This window comes from Gordonia sp. CPCC 206044 (assembly GCF_048537895.1).
In the GTDB taxonomy this organism is placed as follows: domain Bacteria; phylum Actinomycetota; class Actinomycetes; order Mycobacteriales; family Mycobacteriaceae; genus Gordonia.
In genome coordinates, this window is the sequence record NZ_JBCLVL010000014.1 from 15,628 (window position 1) to 32,526 (window position 16,899).

Here is a 16,899-nt window from a genome sequence, read left to right on the forward strand (position 1 = left end):
CAGACGCGTCACAGGGCGCCCCCGTCACATCGACGGGGGCGCCCTGTGCGTGTGCGCCTGCGACAGCTGCGACGCATGTCGCTTTCTGAGGTTCGCGCGGCGCGTCTGCCGGGTGTGACGGGTGAGCCGTGACAGGCTCATGTCGATGCCCACGCCCACTGCCGACACCCTTGCGTCGCGTCTTCGACAGATGCGGCAACACAGTCGTGCCCAGCGTTCGATGGTCGACGGTTCCGCTCGTGAGTTGATCGTCGTCGCGTTCGCCGTTCCGGTGCTGACGATGGTGGCGACCGTGGTGGCCGTGCTCGCCGTGCTGCTTTTCGCCTCCAGCGGTCTCGAGGGTCTGCCGCCCGCGGTGAGCGCGGTGTGGCTGGCCATCCACCAGGTGCCGATCACCATCAGTGGCGTCACGATCGGTGTGTTGCCGCTCTTGCCCACCTTGGCCGTTGCGATCGGGACCGGACGGATGGCTGCGTCGGCGGCCGCTCCGGAACGATCCGGCTCCGAACTCGCGGCGGTCTTCTTCTCCGCGGTCGGCGGGCCGCTGCTGGTCACCGCGTTGTCGCTCGCTGTGGTGATGGACGGCGCCTCGGTCTTGCCCATGCAGAGCCCGCCGGCTCTGATCGCGTTCGCCTACACCGTCGGCATCCATGCGGGCGCTGCACTGCTCGGCATCCTGTGGCGTCGGCGTCGCTGGTGCTATGAGCGATTCGCCATCACACCGGCGATCCGCCGCGGCGTCCGCAACGGGTCGATCGCGGTGTGCGCACTGCTCACGTGTGCGGCGCTGCTCGTACTCGTGCGACTGGTGCAGCGCTGGCATGTGGTGGGCGATCTGATCGCCACCGGGAACGACTTCGACGGATACCTCGGCCTGACTGCGCTGTCGGTGCTGTACCTGCCGAATCTGGTGGCCGGTACCGCCGGGATTCTCGTGGGTGCAGATGTACACGTGGGCACGGCGTCGGTGGGTCTCCTCGACGTGCGGGGCGGGCCGGTGCCGCCGGTTCCGGTGCTCGGCACGTTGCCGGGGACCGGTGTCGGGACGCTCGGGGTGATCGGCTTCGTGATCCCGCTCGCCATCGGCGTGGTGGTCGCCTTGCGTTGCCGTGACCTGGACCCGATGGCCAACGTGCGTTCGGTGGCGGTGGCCGGGGCGTTCGCGGCGACGGTCATGGCGCTTCTCCTGGTGATATCCGGAGGCCAACTCGGCGAGTTCGGTGACGTCGGGATCACCATCGAGACCGCGGCGGTGTTCACCCTCGGCTGGATCGTGGTGACCGGGCTCATCGTCGCGCTGATCCATGGTTGCCTCCCGTCCACACGCGCGGCCCGCCTCGACGTCGTCGAGGACGACGACGACTGGTTCGTCGACGACGAATACGGCTACGAGGACGATTACCTGACCGAGGACGACGACCCGTACGTCTACGACCAGTACGAACAAGACGACCAGTACGACGACGAGGACGAGGACGGGGAGTACGAACCCGACGGCCACGGGGACAGCGATCTCTCCGATACCGACGGCGAATACGACGACTATCTCGACGGCGAATACGACTGGGAACACGTAGAATCGGACGCCGGGATCGACGAGATCGATGACTCGGACACCGCGGCACGAAAGTCCGACCGCAAGGGTGTCGCCACCCTCCTGCGGCGGGGTCGATGGGGCAGAGTCCACCGTTGACCGGCGGCGATACCGCCCGACGGCCGGTGACCCGGCGATCGCGCCACCGACGCCGACCTCTAGGCTTTCAGGTGTGAACGCAGCACCGCAACGCCCTCGGCCGTCCGCGGTTCGCGTACCCATCGTCGTGATGGCTTCCGGCACGGGTTCGCTGCTCGAATCACTGCTCGCACGATCGGACCAGCAGCACTCGCCGTTCGAGGTCACCGCCATCGTCGTCGACCGGGACTGTCGGGCGGCAGACATCGCTCGCGACCGGGCGATCCCGTTGCTGGACTGTCGGGTCTCGGAGTTCGCCGACCGTGCCGCCTGGGACACCGCTCTCGCCGAACGGGTCGCCGGATTCGATCCCGAATGGGTGGTCACCGCGGGCTTCATGAAAATCCTTGGACCGGCGTTTCTCTCACGCTTCGGCGGGCGGATCGTCAACTCACATCCCGCATTGCTGCCGTCCTTCCCGGGCCCGCACGGAGTGGCCGACGCACTGGCGCACGGTGTCAAGGTCACCGGCACGACCGTGCATCTGGTCGACGACGGGGTGGACACCGGACCGATCCTCGCGCAGGAGCCCGTGGCGGTGACTCCCGACGACACCGAGGACACCCTCCACGAACGAATCAAAGCGGTCGAGCGTGTACTGCTCGCCGACGTGGTGACCGCACTCGTCACCAAAGGTGTAGTGATCGACGGACGAAAGGCCGACATCCCGTGAACGCACAGACTCCCTCAGCAGCCGACCGCAGGCCGATCCGTCGCGCACTGATCAGTGCCTACGACAAGACCGGACTCACCGACCTCGCCACCGCGTTGCAGGCCGCGGGGGTGGAGATCGTGTCGACCGGTTCCACCGCCAAGACCATCGCCGCCGCGGGTGTGCCCGTCGTCGAGGTGTCGACTCTGACCGGGTTCCCCGAATGTCTCGACGGTCGCGTCAAGACGCTGCACCCCAAGGTGCACGCCGGCATCCTCGCGGACAGTCGCAAGGCCGGCCATGTCGAGCAGCTGGCCGAACTCGGCGTCGCACCATTCGATCTCGTCGTGGTGAACCTCTACCCGTTCACCGAGACCGTCGCGTCGGGTGCCTCGCCGGACGAGTGCATCGAGCAGATCGACATCGGCGGTCCGTCCATGGTGCGCGGTGCGGCCAAGAATCACCCCACCGTTGCCGTGGTCGTTGATCCGCACGACTACGAGGCGATCGGCGCCGCCGTGACATCCGGCGGGTTCACCCTCGCGCAGCGACAGGAGTTCGCGGCCAAGGCGTTCCGCCACACCGCCGATTACGACGTCGCGGTGGCGTCCTGGATGTCGAGCACCGTGGCCCCGGCATCGGACGGATCGCGCTTCCCCGAGTGGGCGGGTGCGACCTGGACGCGGTCGTCGGTACTGCGATATGGCGAGAACCCGCACCAGGCCGCAGCACTCTACTTGTCGAACGGCGATCGGACCGGCCTGGCGTCGGCCGAACAGCTCCACGGCAAGGAGATGAGCTACAACAACTACACCGATTCGGACGCGGCCTGGCGCAGCGCACACGACTTCGACGGTCCGGCCGTCGCGATCATCAAGCACGCCAACCCCTGTGGGATCGCTGTCGGTGCCGACATCGGTGAAGCCCACCGCAAGGCCCATGCGTGCGACCCGGTCAGTGCGTACGGCGGCGTCATCGCGGCCAATCGCGAGATCACCGTGGAGATGGCCGAACAGGTGGCCGAGATCTTCACCGAGGTCATCATCGCCCCCGGTTTCGCCGACGGTGCCTTGTCGGTGCTGACGCGCAAGAAGAACATCCGCATCCTGCGGGCGGTCCCACCGCACCATGCAGGCATCGAGACCAAACCGGTGTCGGGCGGGTTGCTCATGCAGCAGCGCGACGTCCTCGACGCCGACGGTGACAACCCGGCCAACTGGACCCTCGCCGCCGGCGCACCCGCCGATCCGGACACTCTTGCCGACCTCGAATTCGCCTGGCGGGCATGCCGTTCGGTCAAGTCCAACGCAATCCTCCTGGCGGCAGACGGCGCCTCGGTCGGGGTCGGCATGGGCCAGGTCAATCGTGTCGACTCGGCGCATCTCGCGGTGACGCGGGCGGGCGAGCGCGCCGCCGACAGCGTGGCCGCCTCGGACGCCTTCTTCCCGTTTCCCGACGGGTTGCAGGTACTGATCGCCGGTGGCGTCCGTGCGGTGGTTCAGCCGGGCGGTTCCATTCGGGACAACGAGGTGATCGAGGTGGCGTCGGAGGCCGGTATCACGCTGTACCTCACGGGTGCTCGACATTTCGCGCACTGATCCCGGTATGCCGTGAGTCTGGCCGAGTTCGGATTCCTGGTACTCGCCGGGTTCGGTGCCGGTCTCATCGGCTACATCACCGGCCTGGCGTCGGTGGTCAGCTATCCGGCTCTGCTGGCGGTTGGGCTCAGCCCGATCGTCGCCAACGTGACCAACACCGTGTCGATGGTCGCCGTCGGCGTCGGCAGCACCGCGCAGTCCGGGCGGGTGCTGCTCGACGGTGATCGTCGGCGCCTCTTCGGCGGGGTGGTCGCGTCGCTCCTGGGCGGCACGATCGGCGCGGTGACGCTCTTGCTCACCCCGCCAGGGGCTTTCGAGGCCATCGTGCCCGTTCTGGTGGCGATCGCCGCGATCGCACTGCTGGTGCAACCGGTGCTGCGGCGATGGGCGACAAGCCATCAGGACCGACCATGGTCGTGGCTCATCGGACTCGCCGTCATCTCCGTCTACGGCGGATACTTCGGGGCGGGTGCGGGCATCATGGTGCTCGCCCTGACGCTGGTCCTCAGCAGCGAACCCCTCTGGCGCGCGACCTTGTCGAAGTCGGTGTTCCTGGGCGTCGCGAATGCCGTTGCCGCCGTGATCTTCATGTTCTCCGGACAGGTCCATTGGGTGGCGGCCGCCGCGTTGGCGATCGGGTGCCTGCTCGGTGGCTGGTGTGGGCCGCCCGTGGTGAGGCGCTTACCGGCCGAGCCCCTCCGGATCGCGGTGGCGATCGGTGGGCTCGGCCTGGCCGCGTGGCTCGCACTGCGGTGATCCCGGCGGCGTTCAGCGTTCCGGGCGCCCTCGCGTGACCTTTTTCTCCGTCCAGACCAGCAGGGCGTTGAATCCGACACCGATCACTGCGACGGTGACGATTCCCGCGTACATCTGTGGGATCTGGAAGTTGAACTGCGAGTTGCTGATCAGATAGCCCAGGCCGGCCTTGGCGCCGACGAGTTCGGTGGTGATGAGCACGAGGATCGAGGCCGCGCCGGCCAAGCGGATACCGGTGAAGATGGAGGGCAGCGCCGCGGGGACGATCACCTTCTGGAACAATCGAGGTCCTTTCACACCCAGAGATTCCACCGATCTGATGAGCAGGGGATCGACGTTGCGTGCGCCGCTGATCGTGTTGTAGAGCACCGGCCAGAAGCAGGCGTAGGTGATGATCGCGATCTTCGAGGTCTCTCCGATACCCAGGATCAACACGAACACGGGTAGCAGCGCCACGGCCGCGGTGTTGAGGAAGATCGTCAGCAGTGGTGTGAGGACTTCGCTGACCGATTTGTACCAGGCGATCAGCAGACCTGCCGGGATGGCGACCGCCACCGCGATCGCGAACCCGCTCAGGGATCTGATCAGACTGGCGCTGGTGTTGGTCCACAGCTCGCCGCTCGCCGCGAGGTCCCACCACGCCTGCATGACGTCGGTGAAGGGGGACAGGAAGGTCTTGTCGACCCAGCCGAGCGTGGGCGCGAGCTGCCAGACGAGGATGAACGCGAGGATCGCCGATGATCGTACGGCGATGGTGACCGATCGGGACACGACCGTACGGGCCACCGCGGCAGCAGAATTCGATGTCGCCCGCAGCGCGTTGGGCGAGCCGGTGACGACTGACGTGCTAACCAACGTGAACAGCCTCCTCAGGTCGGGTGGGCTCGGCCTCCAGCCGTGCGGCACGGGTGATCTCGTGGTGCAACAACTCCCAGAGCTGATGCCGATAGTGGGTGAACTGCGGTGTCGACCGAATGTCGCCGTCGCCGTGGCGGTCGTCGAGTTCGATGGGGATCACCGTCTTGATCCGTCCAGGGCGGGCGGTCATCACGGCGACCCGCTGGCCGAGGTAGACGGCTTCCTCGATGCCATGGGTGATGAAGACGACCGTGGCTCCGGTGCGTTCCCAGATCGACAAGAGTTCGACCTGCAACAACTCGCGGGTCTGGGCGTCCAGTGCGGCATACGGCTCGTCCATGAGCAAGACCTTGGGCTCGTACGCCAGACTGCGGGCGATGGCCACACGTTGGCGCATGCCGCCGGAGAGTTCGTGCGGATAGCGATCTCGGAAGGAGTCGAGGCCGACGAGGTCGAGTACCTCGCGGGCCCGGGCAGCGCGCTCCCGGCGGCCGAGGCCACCGGCGATCTCCAGGCCCAGTTCTACGTTCGCCTGCGCAGTTCGCCACGGCAACAACGCATACTGCTGGAACACGATGCCGCGGTCCAGGCCGGGGCCGGTGATCGGTTCGCCGTCGAGGGTCAGCGTGCCCGACGTCGGTGTGCTCAGGCCCCCGATCAATTCGAGCAGCGTCGACTTGCCGCAGCCGCTGGGGCCGACCAGCGTGACGAACTCGCCGTCGGCCACGTGCAGGGAGACGTCTTCGAGTGCGACGGTGTGCCGTTCGGAACGTTCGTCTCCGAAGACCTTGGTGACGTTGTCGATCGAGATCTTGGCCGGTGTGGCCGAACTGTCGGTCATCGGCTACCCCTTTGTCGGCTGGTCGAGTTGCTTGTTGAACTTGTTGGTGTAGAACGACGACGGGTCGAGATCGCCCTTGAGGCCTCCGGTGTCGCGGAGCCAACCTTCCCAGCGGGTGAAGTCGACGTCCGAGATCTCCCCGTTGACGCTCGGCACACCGACCGACAACCAGTACTTCAGAGTCTCGGTGGTCTCGTTGGGACGTTTGCGGGCGTTGATGATCTCGGCGAACTTCGCGATCACCTGGTCGCGCGGAGTGGTGCGTTCCCATTCGATTGCCTTGGCGACGCCGGTGGTGAATGTCGAGACGGCATCGGGGTTCTTGCCGATGAAGTCGTTGCGGAACACGTAGGGACCGCCGTTGATCGGACCGAACGCCTCGGGCTCGGTGAACACCGGCCGGACGCCGCCCGTGGACACCGCGCGCTGCTGGAACTGGCCGGTCAACGCTGCCGCGTCGATCTGACCCTTGCGCAGCGCATCCTCGATCGAGGGCGGAGGCAACGGCACCAGTTGGACCGACTTGATCTGGTCGGAGCTCAGTCCTTGTTTCTTGAGCACCGTGTAGATGTCGGCCTCGTTCTGGCCGCCGAGCGTGTTGACCCCGACCTTCTTGCCCAGCAGATCCTGTGGTTTGCGAATCGGGCTGTTGTCGAGGACGTAGTAACCCGTGAAGGTCTTCTCGTCTGCGCCGTAGTAGTTGACCACCGCGGTGATCGGCGCTCCTGCCGATGCCAGCTTGGCCACCGCGCCCGCGAAGGCGCCACCGAAATCGGTTTGCCCCGTGGCTGTTCCCTGGATCTCCTGCGGTCCGGAGATGGTGTTACCGACCCACTTCAGTTTCACCTTGCCGTCGAAGAAGCCCAGCGATTCGGCGAGCTCCGGCGGGGTGACCTGCTGCGACCACCCTTGGTACCGCAGCGTGGTGACGCCGTTTTCGGTTGTGGCGTCGCCACTTCCGCACGCAGTCAGGGTGCTCACGGCGAGGGCCGCGGCCGCGGCGATGGTGGCGGCGATCCTGGTTCTCGTTCGTCTCACTGAACGGGTCCTTCCAAAAGTGCTCTGTCGTCAGAGGTGTCGTCGATGGCGATGTCCGGCGGTCGGAGCGGCTGCGTCGGCGCACCGGCCGTACGCAGCATTCATCGAGAGTGCGGCTGTGGCGTCCGCAACCTTCCCAGCGCGGTAGACGGGGAGCCAGAATTAGAGTCGCCATGATTCTGACCATCGGTGTGATGGTCTCGATGTGGGAGCCGACGGTCGAAAAGTTCAGCATGCGCAGAAGGGTTCACCCGGGCGACATCGCCGGACAGCATTGCGGCGGAGAACTCGGGTGTCCGTGCGATGGCGCCTGGGTGACGGCGACTGTGCGATCAGAGCGACGTGCCTGTGCGCAGCGAACAGTGAAAGGACGTGCATCGACGATGTCACGCAGTCTACATCTCAACGCATTCGTCATGGGGGTGGGACATCACGAGGCGGCCTGGCGTCACCCGCGCACCGACGAGCGTCGTCTCCTCGACGTCGAGCATTTTGTCGAACTCGGTCGGATTGCCGAACGGGGCAAACTCGATTCGGTGTTCTTTGCCGATACCCTCGCGATCGGCCCGAACATCCGTCGCAATTCCCAGGCCGTGTTCGAACCGTTGACCCTGCTGGCCGCCATCGCCGCGGGAACCGACCGAGTCGGTCTCATCGCGACCGCGTCGACGAGCTATCAGACGCCCTATGGGCTCGCTCGCTCCTTCGCTTCACTCGACCACATCAGCCGCGGTCGGGTGGGCTGGAACATCGTCACGTCCGCGGGCGCCGACGAAGCCGCCAATTTCGGTCTGCCGGGCAGACCCGTTCATGCCGACCGGTACGAGCGGGCCGAGGAATTCGTGGATGTCGTTGCCGCACTGTGGGAGAGTTGGGACGCCGACGCGCTGCGGCTCGACGCCGCCGCCGGGGTGTACGCAGATCCAGAGAAAGTCCGCCGCATCGATCACCGGGGCAGGCACTTCGAGGTCCGCGGGCCGCTGAACTCCCCACGGTCACCGCAGGAGCGGCCGGTGCTGGTGCAGGCCGGCTCGTCGGAGAGCGGCAAGGAGTTGGCCGCGCGGGTGGCCGAAGTGGTGTTCACCGCACAACGCACCATCCCGGATGGGGTTGGCTTCTATCGGGATCTGAAGTCGCGGGCGGTGCGGCACGGCCGTCGACCAGACGATGTGAAGATCTTGCCGGGCATCGTGCCCTTCATCGGCGAGACCGAGACACGGGCCCGACAACTCGAACGCGAGTTCACTGACCTGATCTCGCCGGATTACGCTCTGCGTCAATTGTCCGCGGTGTTCGGTGTCGACCTCACCGATCTCGACCTGGATGGACCGCTACCCGATCTCCCGGACGAGTCTGTCATCGAAGGGCAGAAGAGTCGATCGACGTTGGTGCGCAACCTGGCTCGCGAGGGGAACCTCACGGTTCGTGAATTGCTCGGCGAACTCGGTGGTGGCCGCGGGCACCGGAGCCTCGCAGGCACGCCCGAACAGATTGCCGATGATCTGATCGCGTGGGTCGACGCCGGCGCCGCAGACGGATTCAACATCATGCCGCCCTACCTCCCCGGAGGGCTCGACGACTTCGTAGACCACGTCGTCCCGATCCTGCAGGCGCGTGGGCGTTTTCGTGAGGACTACACGAGTTCGACCTTGTCCGGCCATTACGGCCGTCGTGCCGTCACCGCGGGCATCGCGTCCTGTGGTGAGGCATCCGGCGTCGCGGTCGACATCGACGCGAGGTTCTCCGCCCCGACACCTTCATGACCGCGGTCGGCGACGACGCCCGACCCGCCGATGAACAGCGCTCCGAGTCCGCGACACTTGATGAGCGAGGCCTGCGGTCGTTGGTGTCGACTGTGTACCTACCCGCGGCGGCATACGGCATCGGACAGGGGGCTGCGGCACCCGTGATGGTGCTGACCGCGCTCGATCTCGGAGCTTCGCCGGCGCTGGCCGGGCTGACCGTCGCGGTGGTCGGGCTCGGTCAGGTGGTCGGTGACGCATTCTCCGGCCAGATCGTGGGACGGTTCGGGGAACGACTGTCGGTCATCGGTGCGAGCACGCTCGCCGCAATCGGGGTCGTGCTGTGCCTGGTCGCGCCGTCGGTCGTGGTGCTGCTCGGCGGCATCTTGGCAGTGGGGCTCGCCAATGCCGTGTGGGGACTGGCCCGCATGAACTATCTGTCGACGGTGGTGCCGTTCGCCTGGCGGGCGCGGGCGATGTCCCTGTTCGGTGGAGCAATGCGCCTCGGGTTCTTCGTCGGACCGATCTTGGGTGCCGGGGTGATCTGGATCGTCGGTGTCCGCGGCGGCTTTCTCGTGCAATTGGTCGCCGTGATCTGCGCGGGGGCGCTCATGGCTCGCCTGCGCGACCCCGCCGGATCGCGGGCCGGGACATCGACCGTCGGACTCCGAGCCGTCGTGCGCACCCATCGACGGCTCCTGTGCACTCTGGGCATGGGCTCGCTGCTGCTCGGAGTCGCACGCTCGGCGCGCGACGCGGTCCTGCCCCTGTGGTCGGACCATCTGGGCCTCTCACCGTCGACGGCGAGCATGATCTTCGGTATCGCCGCGGCAATCGACGTGGCCTGCGCCTACCCGGCAGGCCATCTGATGGACCGATTCGGGCGGACGTCCATCGCAGTGCCGTCCATCCTGATCCTGGCGCTGGCGTATCTGTTGGTGCCATTGACCGGTTCGCTCGGATGGTTCGCGGCCGTGGCGATGGTGATGGGCGTCGGAAACGGATTCGGCAACGGGGTGATCATGACGGTGGGCGCCGACGTCGCGCCGCCCACCGGACGGGCCGAGTTCCTGGCGTCATGGCGATTGACCCACGACGCGGGTTTCCTGGCCGGCCCGTTGTCGATCGCGGGACTCGCCGCGATCGCTCCGCTCGTGGTGTCGATCGCGGGTGCCGGAGTGTTGTCGGCGACGGGAGCGGTCCTCCTCGGACGGTACGTACCGCGCTACACCTCGGGCGACCGAGCTCACTCCGGTAGCTGAGGTGCGATCGTGGCCCGGTCGGACCGTGACGCACCGTGATCATCGGGCCGACGGCTCGCAGGGCACGTCACCCAGGGTTTTCGTCAGCATGCGGCAAACCCTGGGCGATCGTCGGACATGTCACTAGACAGATGGGGTGACTGCGCACGCGACCTATTCGCCGACCCATCATGGCCGAACGTCGACTGTTCGGGCTGCGATGACGTGTCGGTGGCATGCGCGTTCGGTCGGGCCGGTGACGCCGCTCCCACGAGGGCAGCACGCCGGTACCGGGACCGACCACCGGATGAACTGGTCGGACGGGTCACACCACGGATCACCTCCGGAAGGTGCCACGCCTGCACCCTGCCGTAACGATCCGAGAAGGACTTTCCATGACTTCGTCCATCATCCCCACCGTTGACCGCCCCGAAACCCTCTCCGCAGGCGTCGAGTTCGACATCGACGAGTTCGGCCCGAGATTCGGCGCCGAGATCCGCGGCATCGACATCGCCACGGCCACCGACGATCAGGTCGTCGCGTTGCGTAAGGCGCTCATCGACTACAAGGTCATCGTCGTGCGCGACCAACGTCTCGACGACGCGGCGCACATCGACTTCGGTCGCCGGATGGGCGAACTGACCTTCGGCCACCCGGTCTGGAACAGCGGTGACGTGCCCGGTGAGGTGTACTCGCTCGACAGCGCCGACAACGGGTTCGCCGACGTCTGGCACACCGACGTCACCTTCATGGAGCGCCCCCCGATGGGATCGATTCTGCGTCCGGTCGTGTTGCCGCGCAACGGTGGTGACACCAACTGGGCCGATGCCGAGCTCGCCTACGAGTCGCTGTCCGAGCCGACCCGTCGGTTGGTCGATCAGCTCAGTGCGGTGCACGACGGTAGCCGAGAGTTCGGCTACTACCTCAAGCAGCGCCGAGGTGGCCGCGGAAATCTCTGGGACGGAAAGGAAGTCACCGAGCTTCCGCCCATCACCCACCCGGTTGTGCGCATCCACCCCGAGACCGGGCGTAAGTCCCTGTTCGTCAATCCGGGATTCACATCGCACATCGACGGGGTGTCCGACGCCGAGAGCCATGGAATCCTCGACCTGCTGTACGCACACATCACGAAGCCCGAGCACATCGTCCGGCATCGCTGGCGCCTCGGGGATCTGGTTCTCTGGGACAATCGCAACACCCTGCACTACGCCAACCGTGATTATGGCGACAACCGGCGCGTGATGCACCGGATCACGCTGCGCGGCGACAAGCCGATCGGTCCCGGCTGAGCGGAGCGGAGCGCCCCTCGCCTCGATCTAGAACTGCCACCGACACGGACGTTCCCGTGTCGGTGGCAGTTCTGTGTCGACGGCCCGAGATCGTATTCAACCAAGGGGTTGACAAAGGTTCGCCGCGGGTGCACCGTTGTATTCAACCGAACGGTTGAGGAGGACGGATGGACGACGAGTTGTCGAAGGTGTTCGCCGCACTGGCGGACCCGACCCGGCGCGACATGGTGGCACGCCTGGCGGCGTCCGATGCGACGGTCAGTCAGCTCGCCGAACCCTATGACGTCAGCATTCAGGCCGTGTCCAAGCACCTGAAGGTGCTCGAGGATGCCGGTCTGGTGACCCGAGGCCGGGAGGCCCAGACCCGCCCGGTCCACCTGGAAGCGGAGGTGTTCGACCTCATGACCAAGTGGATCGAGCGTTATCGCCGAGAGGCGGAGGAGCGCTATCAGCGTCTCGACACGCTGTTGGTGGAAATGAACGACGGCCCCGAGGCGCAGCGCCCCGAGGACGAGAAACGACGAGCGAAAGGAAAGGCGTCATGAGTGCACCGCAGACCCGCTATCCCGAGGCCGCGATCGAGGTCGACAAGGAAGTGCCCCTTTTCCGGATCACCCGCGACTTCCGCGGCACGCCGGCGCAATTGATGAAGGCGCACATCGATCCCGAGCTGTTCGTCCGATGGATCGGGCCCGATTCCATCACCAGCCGCATCATCGACTGGGATGCCCGTGACGGTGGCAGTTGGCGTTATGTCTCCGAACGCGATGGGGAGCAGTTCGGCTTCCGCGGGTGCTTCCACACGGTCTCCGACGACAAGATCGTGCAGACCTTCACCTTCGAAGGCATGCCCGACGCCGTCTCGCTGGAGACGGTCTGGTTCGAGGATCTCGGCGACGGCACCACTCGACTGCATGCCCAATCCCTGGTGGACAGCTTCGATGCGCGTGACGGTTGGCTGGCGTCGGGAATGGAGACCGGAGTCAACGAGGGGTACGCGAAACTCGACGAACTGTTGGCGGCGGGGCAGTTGTGAGTGACGTCGGTTCGATCGGAGCGCTCACGCCGGCCGCACGCCATCGTGTCGTCGCCGGGACGTTCGCCGAAGAGGTTGCCGCGGTGACGGATTGGGAAGCGGAGTCGCCGGTGCAGGGGTGGACTGCGCGCGATGTCGTTGGGCATCTCGTCGAATGGTTCCCGGGCTTTCTCGCCGCCGGTGGGGTGGATCTCGCGCCCGGGCCGTCGGTCGGCGACGACCCGGTCCGGGCATGGCACGTCCAGACGGCCGGTGTGCAAGAACTACTCGACGGACCCGATGCCGGTGCCACCTTCCGTCACCCGATGGCGGGGGAGCACCGGCTCGCCGACGCCGTCGACCGCTTCTACACCGCGGATGTGTTCATGCACACCTGGGATCTGGCAGCTGCCGGGGGCCGTGTCGCACACCTCGATCCGGCGTACGCGACTCAATTGCTCGACGGCATGCGCGGTATCGAGGATCTGCTGCGCTCGTCAGGGCAGTACGGTCCGGCCGTCCCAGTGGACCCTGACGCCGATCCGGTGACACGTCTGATGGGGTTCATCGGACGCGATCCTTCAGTGGCGGCCGACGCCACGCACGGCTGAGCGGCTCGGTGCGCGACCGTGTTCGCGTGAGCCAGGTCGCATCGGCGGGAGTACCGTGGACAGGGTGCCAGAGGAGAACTTCACCACATCCACCTCGCAATCCACCGAGACCCGCCATCCGTCCGCCCGTACCTTGGGTGAACTGCGCGCGAGCGGCCACATCCAGCGCAGCGTGCGCGACGAGATCCGCCACAACCTGCTGACGGCGTTGCGTGAGGGCCGCGATCCGTGGCCGGGAATCGTCGGGTTCGAGGCCACCGTCATCCCGCAGCTCGAGCGGGCACTCATCGCAGGCCACGACGTTGTCATGCTCGGCGAACGCGGTCAGGGCAAGACGCGCATCCTGCGCACCCTCGTCGGACTGCTCGACGAATGGACGCCGGTGATCACCGGGTCCGACCTCGGCGAACACCCCTACGAGCCGATCACGCCTGCATCGATTCGCAAGGCCGCCAATCTGCTCGACGATCTGCCGATCGAATGGCGTCACCGCAGTCAGCGTTACAGCGAGAAGCTGGCCACCCCGGACACGTCCGTGGCCGACCTCGTCGGCGACATCGACCCGATGAAGGTGGCCGAAGGTCGCAGTCTCGGGGATCCGGAGACCATTCACTTCGGCCTCATCCCGCGCGCTCATCGTGGGATCGTCGCGATCAACGAGCTGCCCGACCTCGCCGAACGTATCCAGGTGTCGATGCTCAATGTCATGGAGGAGCGCGACATCCAGGTGCGCGGCTACACGCTGCGTCTACCGCTCGACGTCCTCGTCATGGCCAGCGCCAACCCCGAGGACTACACCAACCGCGGCCGGATCATCACACCGCTCAAGGACCGTTTCGGCGCCGAGATCCGTACTCACTACCCGCTGGAACTCGACGACGAGGTCGCGGTCATCGAGCAGGAGGCCGACCTCACCGCCTCTGTGCCGACCTTCATCACCGAGATCCTCGCGCGGTTCACCCGCTACGCACGCGATCACCCGTCGATCGATCAACGGTCGGGCGTCTCGGCGCGCTTCTCCATCGCCGGAGCCGAGACAGTCGCGGCGGCGGCCCTGCATCGTGCCACGGTGACCGGTGAGGAGGTGCCGGTGGCGCGCGTCGTCGACCTCGAGTCGGTGATCGAGGTGTTGCGCGGAAAGATCGAGTTCGAATCGGGCGAAGAAGGCCGCGAACTGGAGATCCTCGAACATCTGCTGCGCAAGTCGGTGGCCGACACCGTCCGTGCGCATCTGGGTGGAATCGACATGGCCGCTCTGGTGGATGCTCTGGAGAGCGGCGAGCCCGTGGTGACCGGTGATCGAGTGACCGCCGCAGAACTGCTCGGCTCGATCCCGAACCCGGAGCAGACCGCCGAGGTCGTCGACCAGATCGCCGAACGTCTCGACGCAGAGATCGACGGCGAGCGGGCGAGTGCTCTCGAACTCGCTCTCGAAGGACTGTTCCTCGCCCGCCGGATCGGCAAAGAAGCCGACGAGGCCGGGCAGACGATTTATGGGTGACACATGACCCGCAAGAACTTTCATCGTTCCCGGTACCAGCGTTACGCAGGCGGGCCCGACCCGCTCGCTCCGCCGGTGGACCTGCGCGAGGCGTTACGCGACATCGGCGACGACGTGATGGCAGGTACGTCGCCGCAACGGGCTCTGCGTGAGTTCCTCCGGCGGGGTACGCAGGACATGCGTGGTCTGGACCGGCTGCGTGAACAGGTCAACCGCCGCCGGCAGGAGATGCTCAACCGCCGCAACCTCGACGGCACGTTCGCCGAGATCCGAGAACTGTTGGACCGGGCGGTCCTCGAAGAACGTAAACAACTGGCCCGGGACCTCGACGACGACGCACGATTCGCCGAGATGCAGATCGGTAGTCTGCCCGCGTCCACCGCGCAGGCGGTCGAAGAGCTCGCCGAATACGACTGGCGTAGCCCACAGGCACGCGAGGACTACGAGAAGATCAAGGATCTGCTCGGTCGTGAGTTGCTCGATCAGCGGTTCGCCGGCATGAAGGAAGCCCTGCAGGGGGCGAACGAGCAGGATCGGCAACGTATTTCGGACATGTTGTCCGATCTCAACGAGCTGCTCGATGCGCACAACCGGGGCGAGGACACCAGCAGGCAGTTCGACGAGTTCATGGACAAGCACGGTGAGTTCTTTCCCGAGAACCCGAGGAACACCGACGAACTCATCGACTCCCTGGCGCAGCGGGCCGCGGCGGCACAGCAGTTCTACAACTCGTTGACCCCGGAGCAGCGCGCCGAACTCGATCAGCTCGCCCAACAGGCGTTCGGGTCCCCGGACCTGATGAGTCAACTGGCCCAGATGGATTCGTCTCTGCGGGCGGCGAGGCCTGGTCTGGACTGGGACAATGCGCAGTCGTTCTCCGGTGATCAGCCGATGGGGCTGGGCGAGGGCGCGGCCGCGCTGCGCGACATCTCCGAGTTGGAGGCGTTGAGTGAGCAACTGTCCCAACAGTATGCGGGCGCGCAGATGGATGACATCGATCTCGACGCACTCGCGCGTCAACTCGGTGACGAGGCGGCCGTCGATGCGCGGCGCCTGGCCGAGTTGGAGCGGGCGTTGTCCGAAGAGGGTTTCTTCGATCGTGCCTCCGACGGTCAGCTCCGACTGAGTCCCAAGGCCATGCGCCAGTTGGGCCAGTCGATCTTCTCCGACATCGCCGAGCAGCTCTCGGGACGAGGGGATCGGCAGACCAGGCGGCCGGGCGTCCTCGGCGAGCCCAGCGGTGCGTCGCGAGAATGGGAGTTCGGCGACACGGACCCCTGGGATGTGACGCGTACGGTGTCGAATGCCGTGCTGCGCACCATCTCCGAGACGGACGAACCGTCGAGGGCAATGGGCGAGATCGCCCGGTCCGGGGTGCGTATCGACGTGCGGGACGTGGAGGTCGCCGAGACCGAAGCTCGGACGCAGGCCGCCGTGGTGCTCCTCGTCGACACGTCCTTCTCCATGGAGATGGAGGGCCGGTGGACGCCCATGAAGCGCACCGCCATCGCGCTCAATCACCTGATCTCCACCCGTTTCCGCAGTGACGAGCTCCACCTGATCGCGTTTGGTCGGTACGCGAGGTCGATCGACATCGCCGAACTGACGGGCCTGCAGCCCCGGATGGAGCAGGGAACCAATCTGCATCACGCGTTGCTTCTCGCCCAACGGCACCTGCGACGGTTCCCGAATGCGCAACCGGTGGTGCTGGTGGTCACCGATGGCGAGCCGACTTCCCATCTGGATCCGAGCGGTGAGCCGTTCTTCTTCTACCCGCCGCATCCGCAGACGATCGCGCTCACCGTCCGCGAACTCGACCACGTGGCACGTCTGGGCGCACAGGTCACCTTCTTCAAACTGGGGGAGGACCCGGGGCTTGCGCACTTCATGGATCAGATCGCGCGCCGTATCGGCGGCCGGGTCGTCGCGCCGGACATCGACGGTCTGGGGGCTGCCGTCGTCGGCGACTATCTTCGTTCGCGGCGTGGGCGTCGAGGCTGAATCGCGCGCTGTATCTCGGGGCGG

General features: G+C 66.3%; 15 protein-coding genes. 12 read left to right on the top strand and 3 right to left on the bottom strand.

Going from position 1 to position 16,899, the window contains the following annotated elements; all coding sequences use genetic code 11:
• Positions 1 to 145: 145 nt before the first annotated feature.
• The 4 genes from AAFP35_RS20145 to AAFP35_RS20160 all read left to right on the top strand — a co-directional run bounded on the left by AAFP35_RS20145 (position 146) and on the right by AAFP35_RS20160 (position 4,738).
• Positions 146 to 1,693 carry a DUF6350 family protein gene (locus tag AAFP35_RS20145; protein ID WP_419223423.1) on the top strand — a complete coding sequence of 516 codons (1,548 nt, stop codon included), beginning with the start codon at positions 146 to 148 and terminating at the stop codon, positions 1,691 to 1,693.
• 130 nt (positions 1,694 to 1,823) lie between these two features.
• Positions 1,824 to 2,405 carry a phosphoribosylglycinamide formyltransferase gene (gene purN, locus AAFP35_RS20150; protein WP_419223546.1) on the top strand — a complete coding sequence of 194 codons (582 nt, stop codon included), beginning with the start codon at positions 1,824 to 1,826 and terminating at the stop codon, positions 2,403 to 2,405.
• Positions 2,402 to 3,982: a bifunctional phosphoribosylaminoimidazolecarboxamide formyltransferase/IMP cyclohydrolase gene (gene purH / locus AAFP35_RS20155; protein WP_419223424.1), complete on the top strand. Its 1,581-nt coding sequence runs from the start codon at positions 2,402 to 2,404 to the stop codon at positions 3,980 to 3,982. Before purN ends, purH begins: the two co-directional genes overlap by 4 nt.
• A 12-nt stretch (positions 3,983 to 3,994) precedes the next feature.
• Positions 3,995 to 4,738: a sulfite exporter TauE/SafE family protein gene (locus tag AAFP35_RS20160; RefSeq protein WP_419223425.1), complete on the top strand. Its 744-nt coding sequence runs from the start codon at positions 3,995 to 3,997 to the stop codon at positions 4,736 to 4,738.
• Positions 4,739 to 4,750: 12 nt separating this feature from the next.
• On the opposite strand, the gene AAFP35_RS20165 is transcribed toward AAFP35_RS20160, so the two are convergent.
• The 3 genes from AAFP35_RS20165 to AAFP35_RS20175 are packed head-to-tail and all read right to left on the bottom strand — an operon-like array spanning position 4,751 to position 7,475.
• The gene (locus AAFP35_RS20165; protein WP_419223426.1) at positions 4,751 to 5,593 is read right to left on the bottom strand and encodes an ABC transporter permease; all 843 of its coding nucleotides are present in this window, start codon (positions 5,591 to 5,593) and stop codon (positions 4,751 to 4,753) included.
• Positions 5,586 to 6,437, bottom strand: coding sequence for an ABC transporter ATP-binding protein (locus tag AAFP35_RS20170; RefSeq protein ID WP_419223427.1), 852 nt, complete (start codon positions 6,435 to 6,437; stop codon positions 5,586 to 5,588). Before AAFP35_RS20170 ends, AAFP35_RS20165 begins: the two co-directional genes overlap by 8 nt.
• A 3-nt stretch (positions 6,438 to 6,440) precedes the next feature.
• A complete protein-coding gene (locus AAFP35_RS20175; protein ID WP_419223428.1) occupies positions 6,441 to 7,475 on the bottom strand; it encodes an ABC transporter substrate-binding protein in 1,035 nt (344 codons plus the stop codon).
• Between the two features lie 383 nt (positions 7,476 to 7,858).
• On the opposite strand from AAFP35_RS20175, the gene AAFP35_RS20180 reads away from it, so the two are divergent.
• The 8 genes from AAFP35_RS20180 (at position 7,859) to AAFP35_RS20215 (ending at position 16,875) form a co-directional block, all read left to right on the top strand.
• Positions 7,859 to 9,238: an LLM class flavin-dependent oxidoreductase gene (locus AAFP35_RS20180; RefSeq protein ID WP_419223429.1), complete on the top strand. Its 1,380-nt coding sequence runs from the start codon at positions 7,859 to 7,861 to the stop codon at positions 9,236 to 9,238.
• Complete coding sequence (locus AAFP35_RS20185) at positions 9,235 to 10,479, top strand: MFS transporter (protein WP_419223430.1); 1,245 nt, start codon at positions 9,235 to 9,237, stop codon at positions 10,477 to 10,479. The genes AAFP35_RS20180 and AAFP35_RS20185 overlap by 4 nt, the downstream gene beginning before the upstream one ends.
• Before the next feature lie 374 nt (positions 10,480 to 10,853).
• Positions 10,854 to 11,747 carry a TauD/TfdA dioxygenase family protein gene (locus AAFP35_RS20190; RefSeq protein ID WP_419223431.1) on the top strand — a complete coding sequence of 298 codons (894 nt, stop codon included), beginning with the start codon at positions 10,854 to 10,856 and terminating at the stop codon, positions 11,745 to 11,747.
• A 167-nt stretch (positions 11,748 to 11,914) separates the two neighbouring features.
• Positions 11,915 to 12,292, top strand: coding sequence for an ArsR/SmtB family transcription factor (locus tag AAFP35_RS20195; RefSeq protein ID WP_419223432.1), 378 nt, complete (start codon positions 11,915 to 11,917; stop codon positions 12,290 to 12,292).
• Positions 12,289 to 12,783 (top strand): SRPBCC family protein, encoded by a 495-nt coding sequence (locus AAFP35_RS20200; protein WP_419223433.1) that lies wholly within the window; start codon positions 12,289 to 12,291, stop codon positions 12,781 to 12,783. The genes AAFP35_RS20195 and AAFP35_RS20200 overlap by 4 nt, the downstream gene beginning before the upstream one ends.
• Complete coding sequence (locus tag AAFP35_RS20205; protein ID WP_419223434.1) at positions 12,780 to 13,373, top strand: TIGR03086 family protein; 594 nt, start codon at positions 12,780 to 12,782, stop codon at positions 13,371 to 13,373. Before AAFP35_RS20200 ends, AAFP35_RS20205 begins: the two co-directional genes overlap by 4 nt.
• Before the next feature lie 55 nt (positions 13,374 to 13,428).
• Positions 13,429 to 14,874, top strand: coding sequence for a sigma 54-interacting transcriptional regulator (locus AAFP35_RS20210; protein WP_419223435.1), 1,446 nt, complete (start codon positions 13,429 to 13,431; stop codon positions 14,872 to 14,874).
• 3 nt (positions 14,875 to 14,877) lie between these two features.
• Positions 14,878 to 16,875, top strand: coding sequence for a vWA domain-containing protein (locus tag AAFP35_RS20215; protein ID WP_419223436.1), 1,998 nt, complete (start codon positions 14,878 to 14,880; stop codon positions 16,873 to 16,875).
• The last annotated feature ends 24 nt before the right edge of the window (positions 16,876 to 16,899 follow it).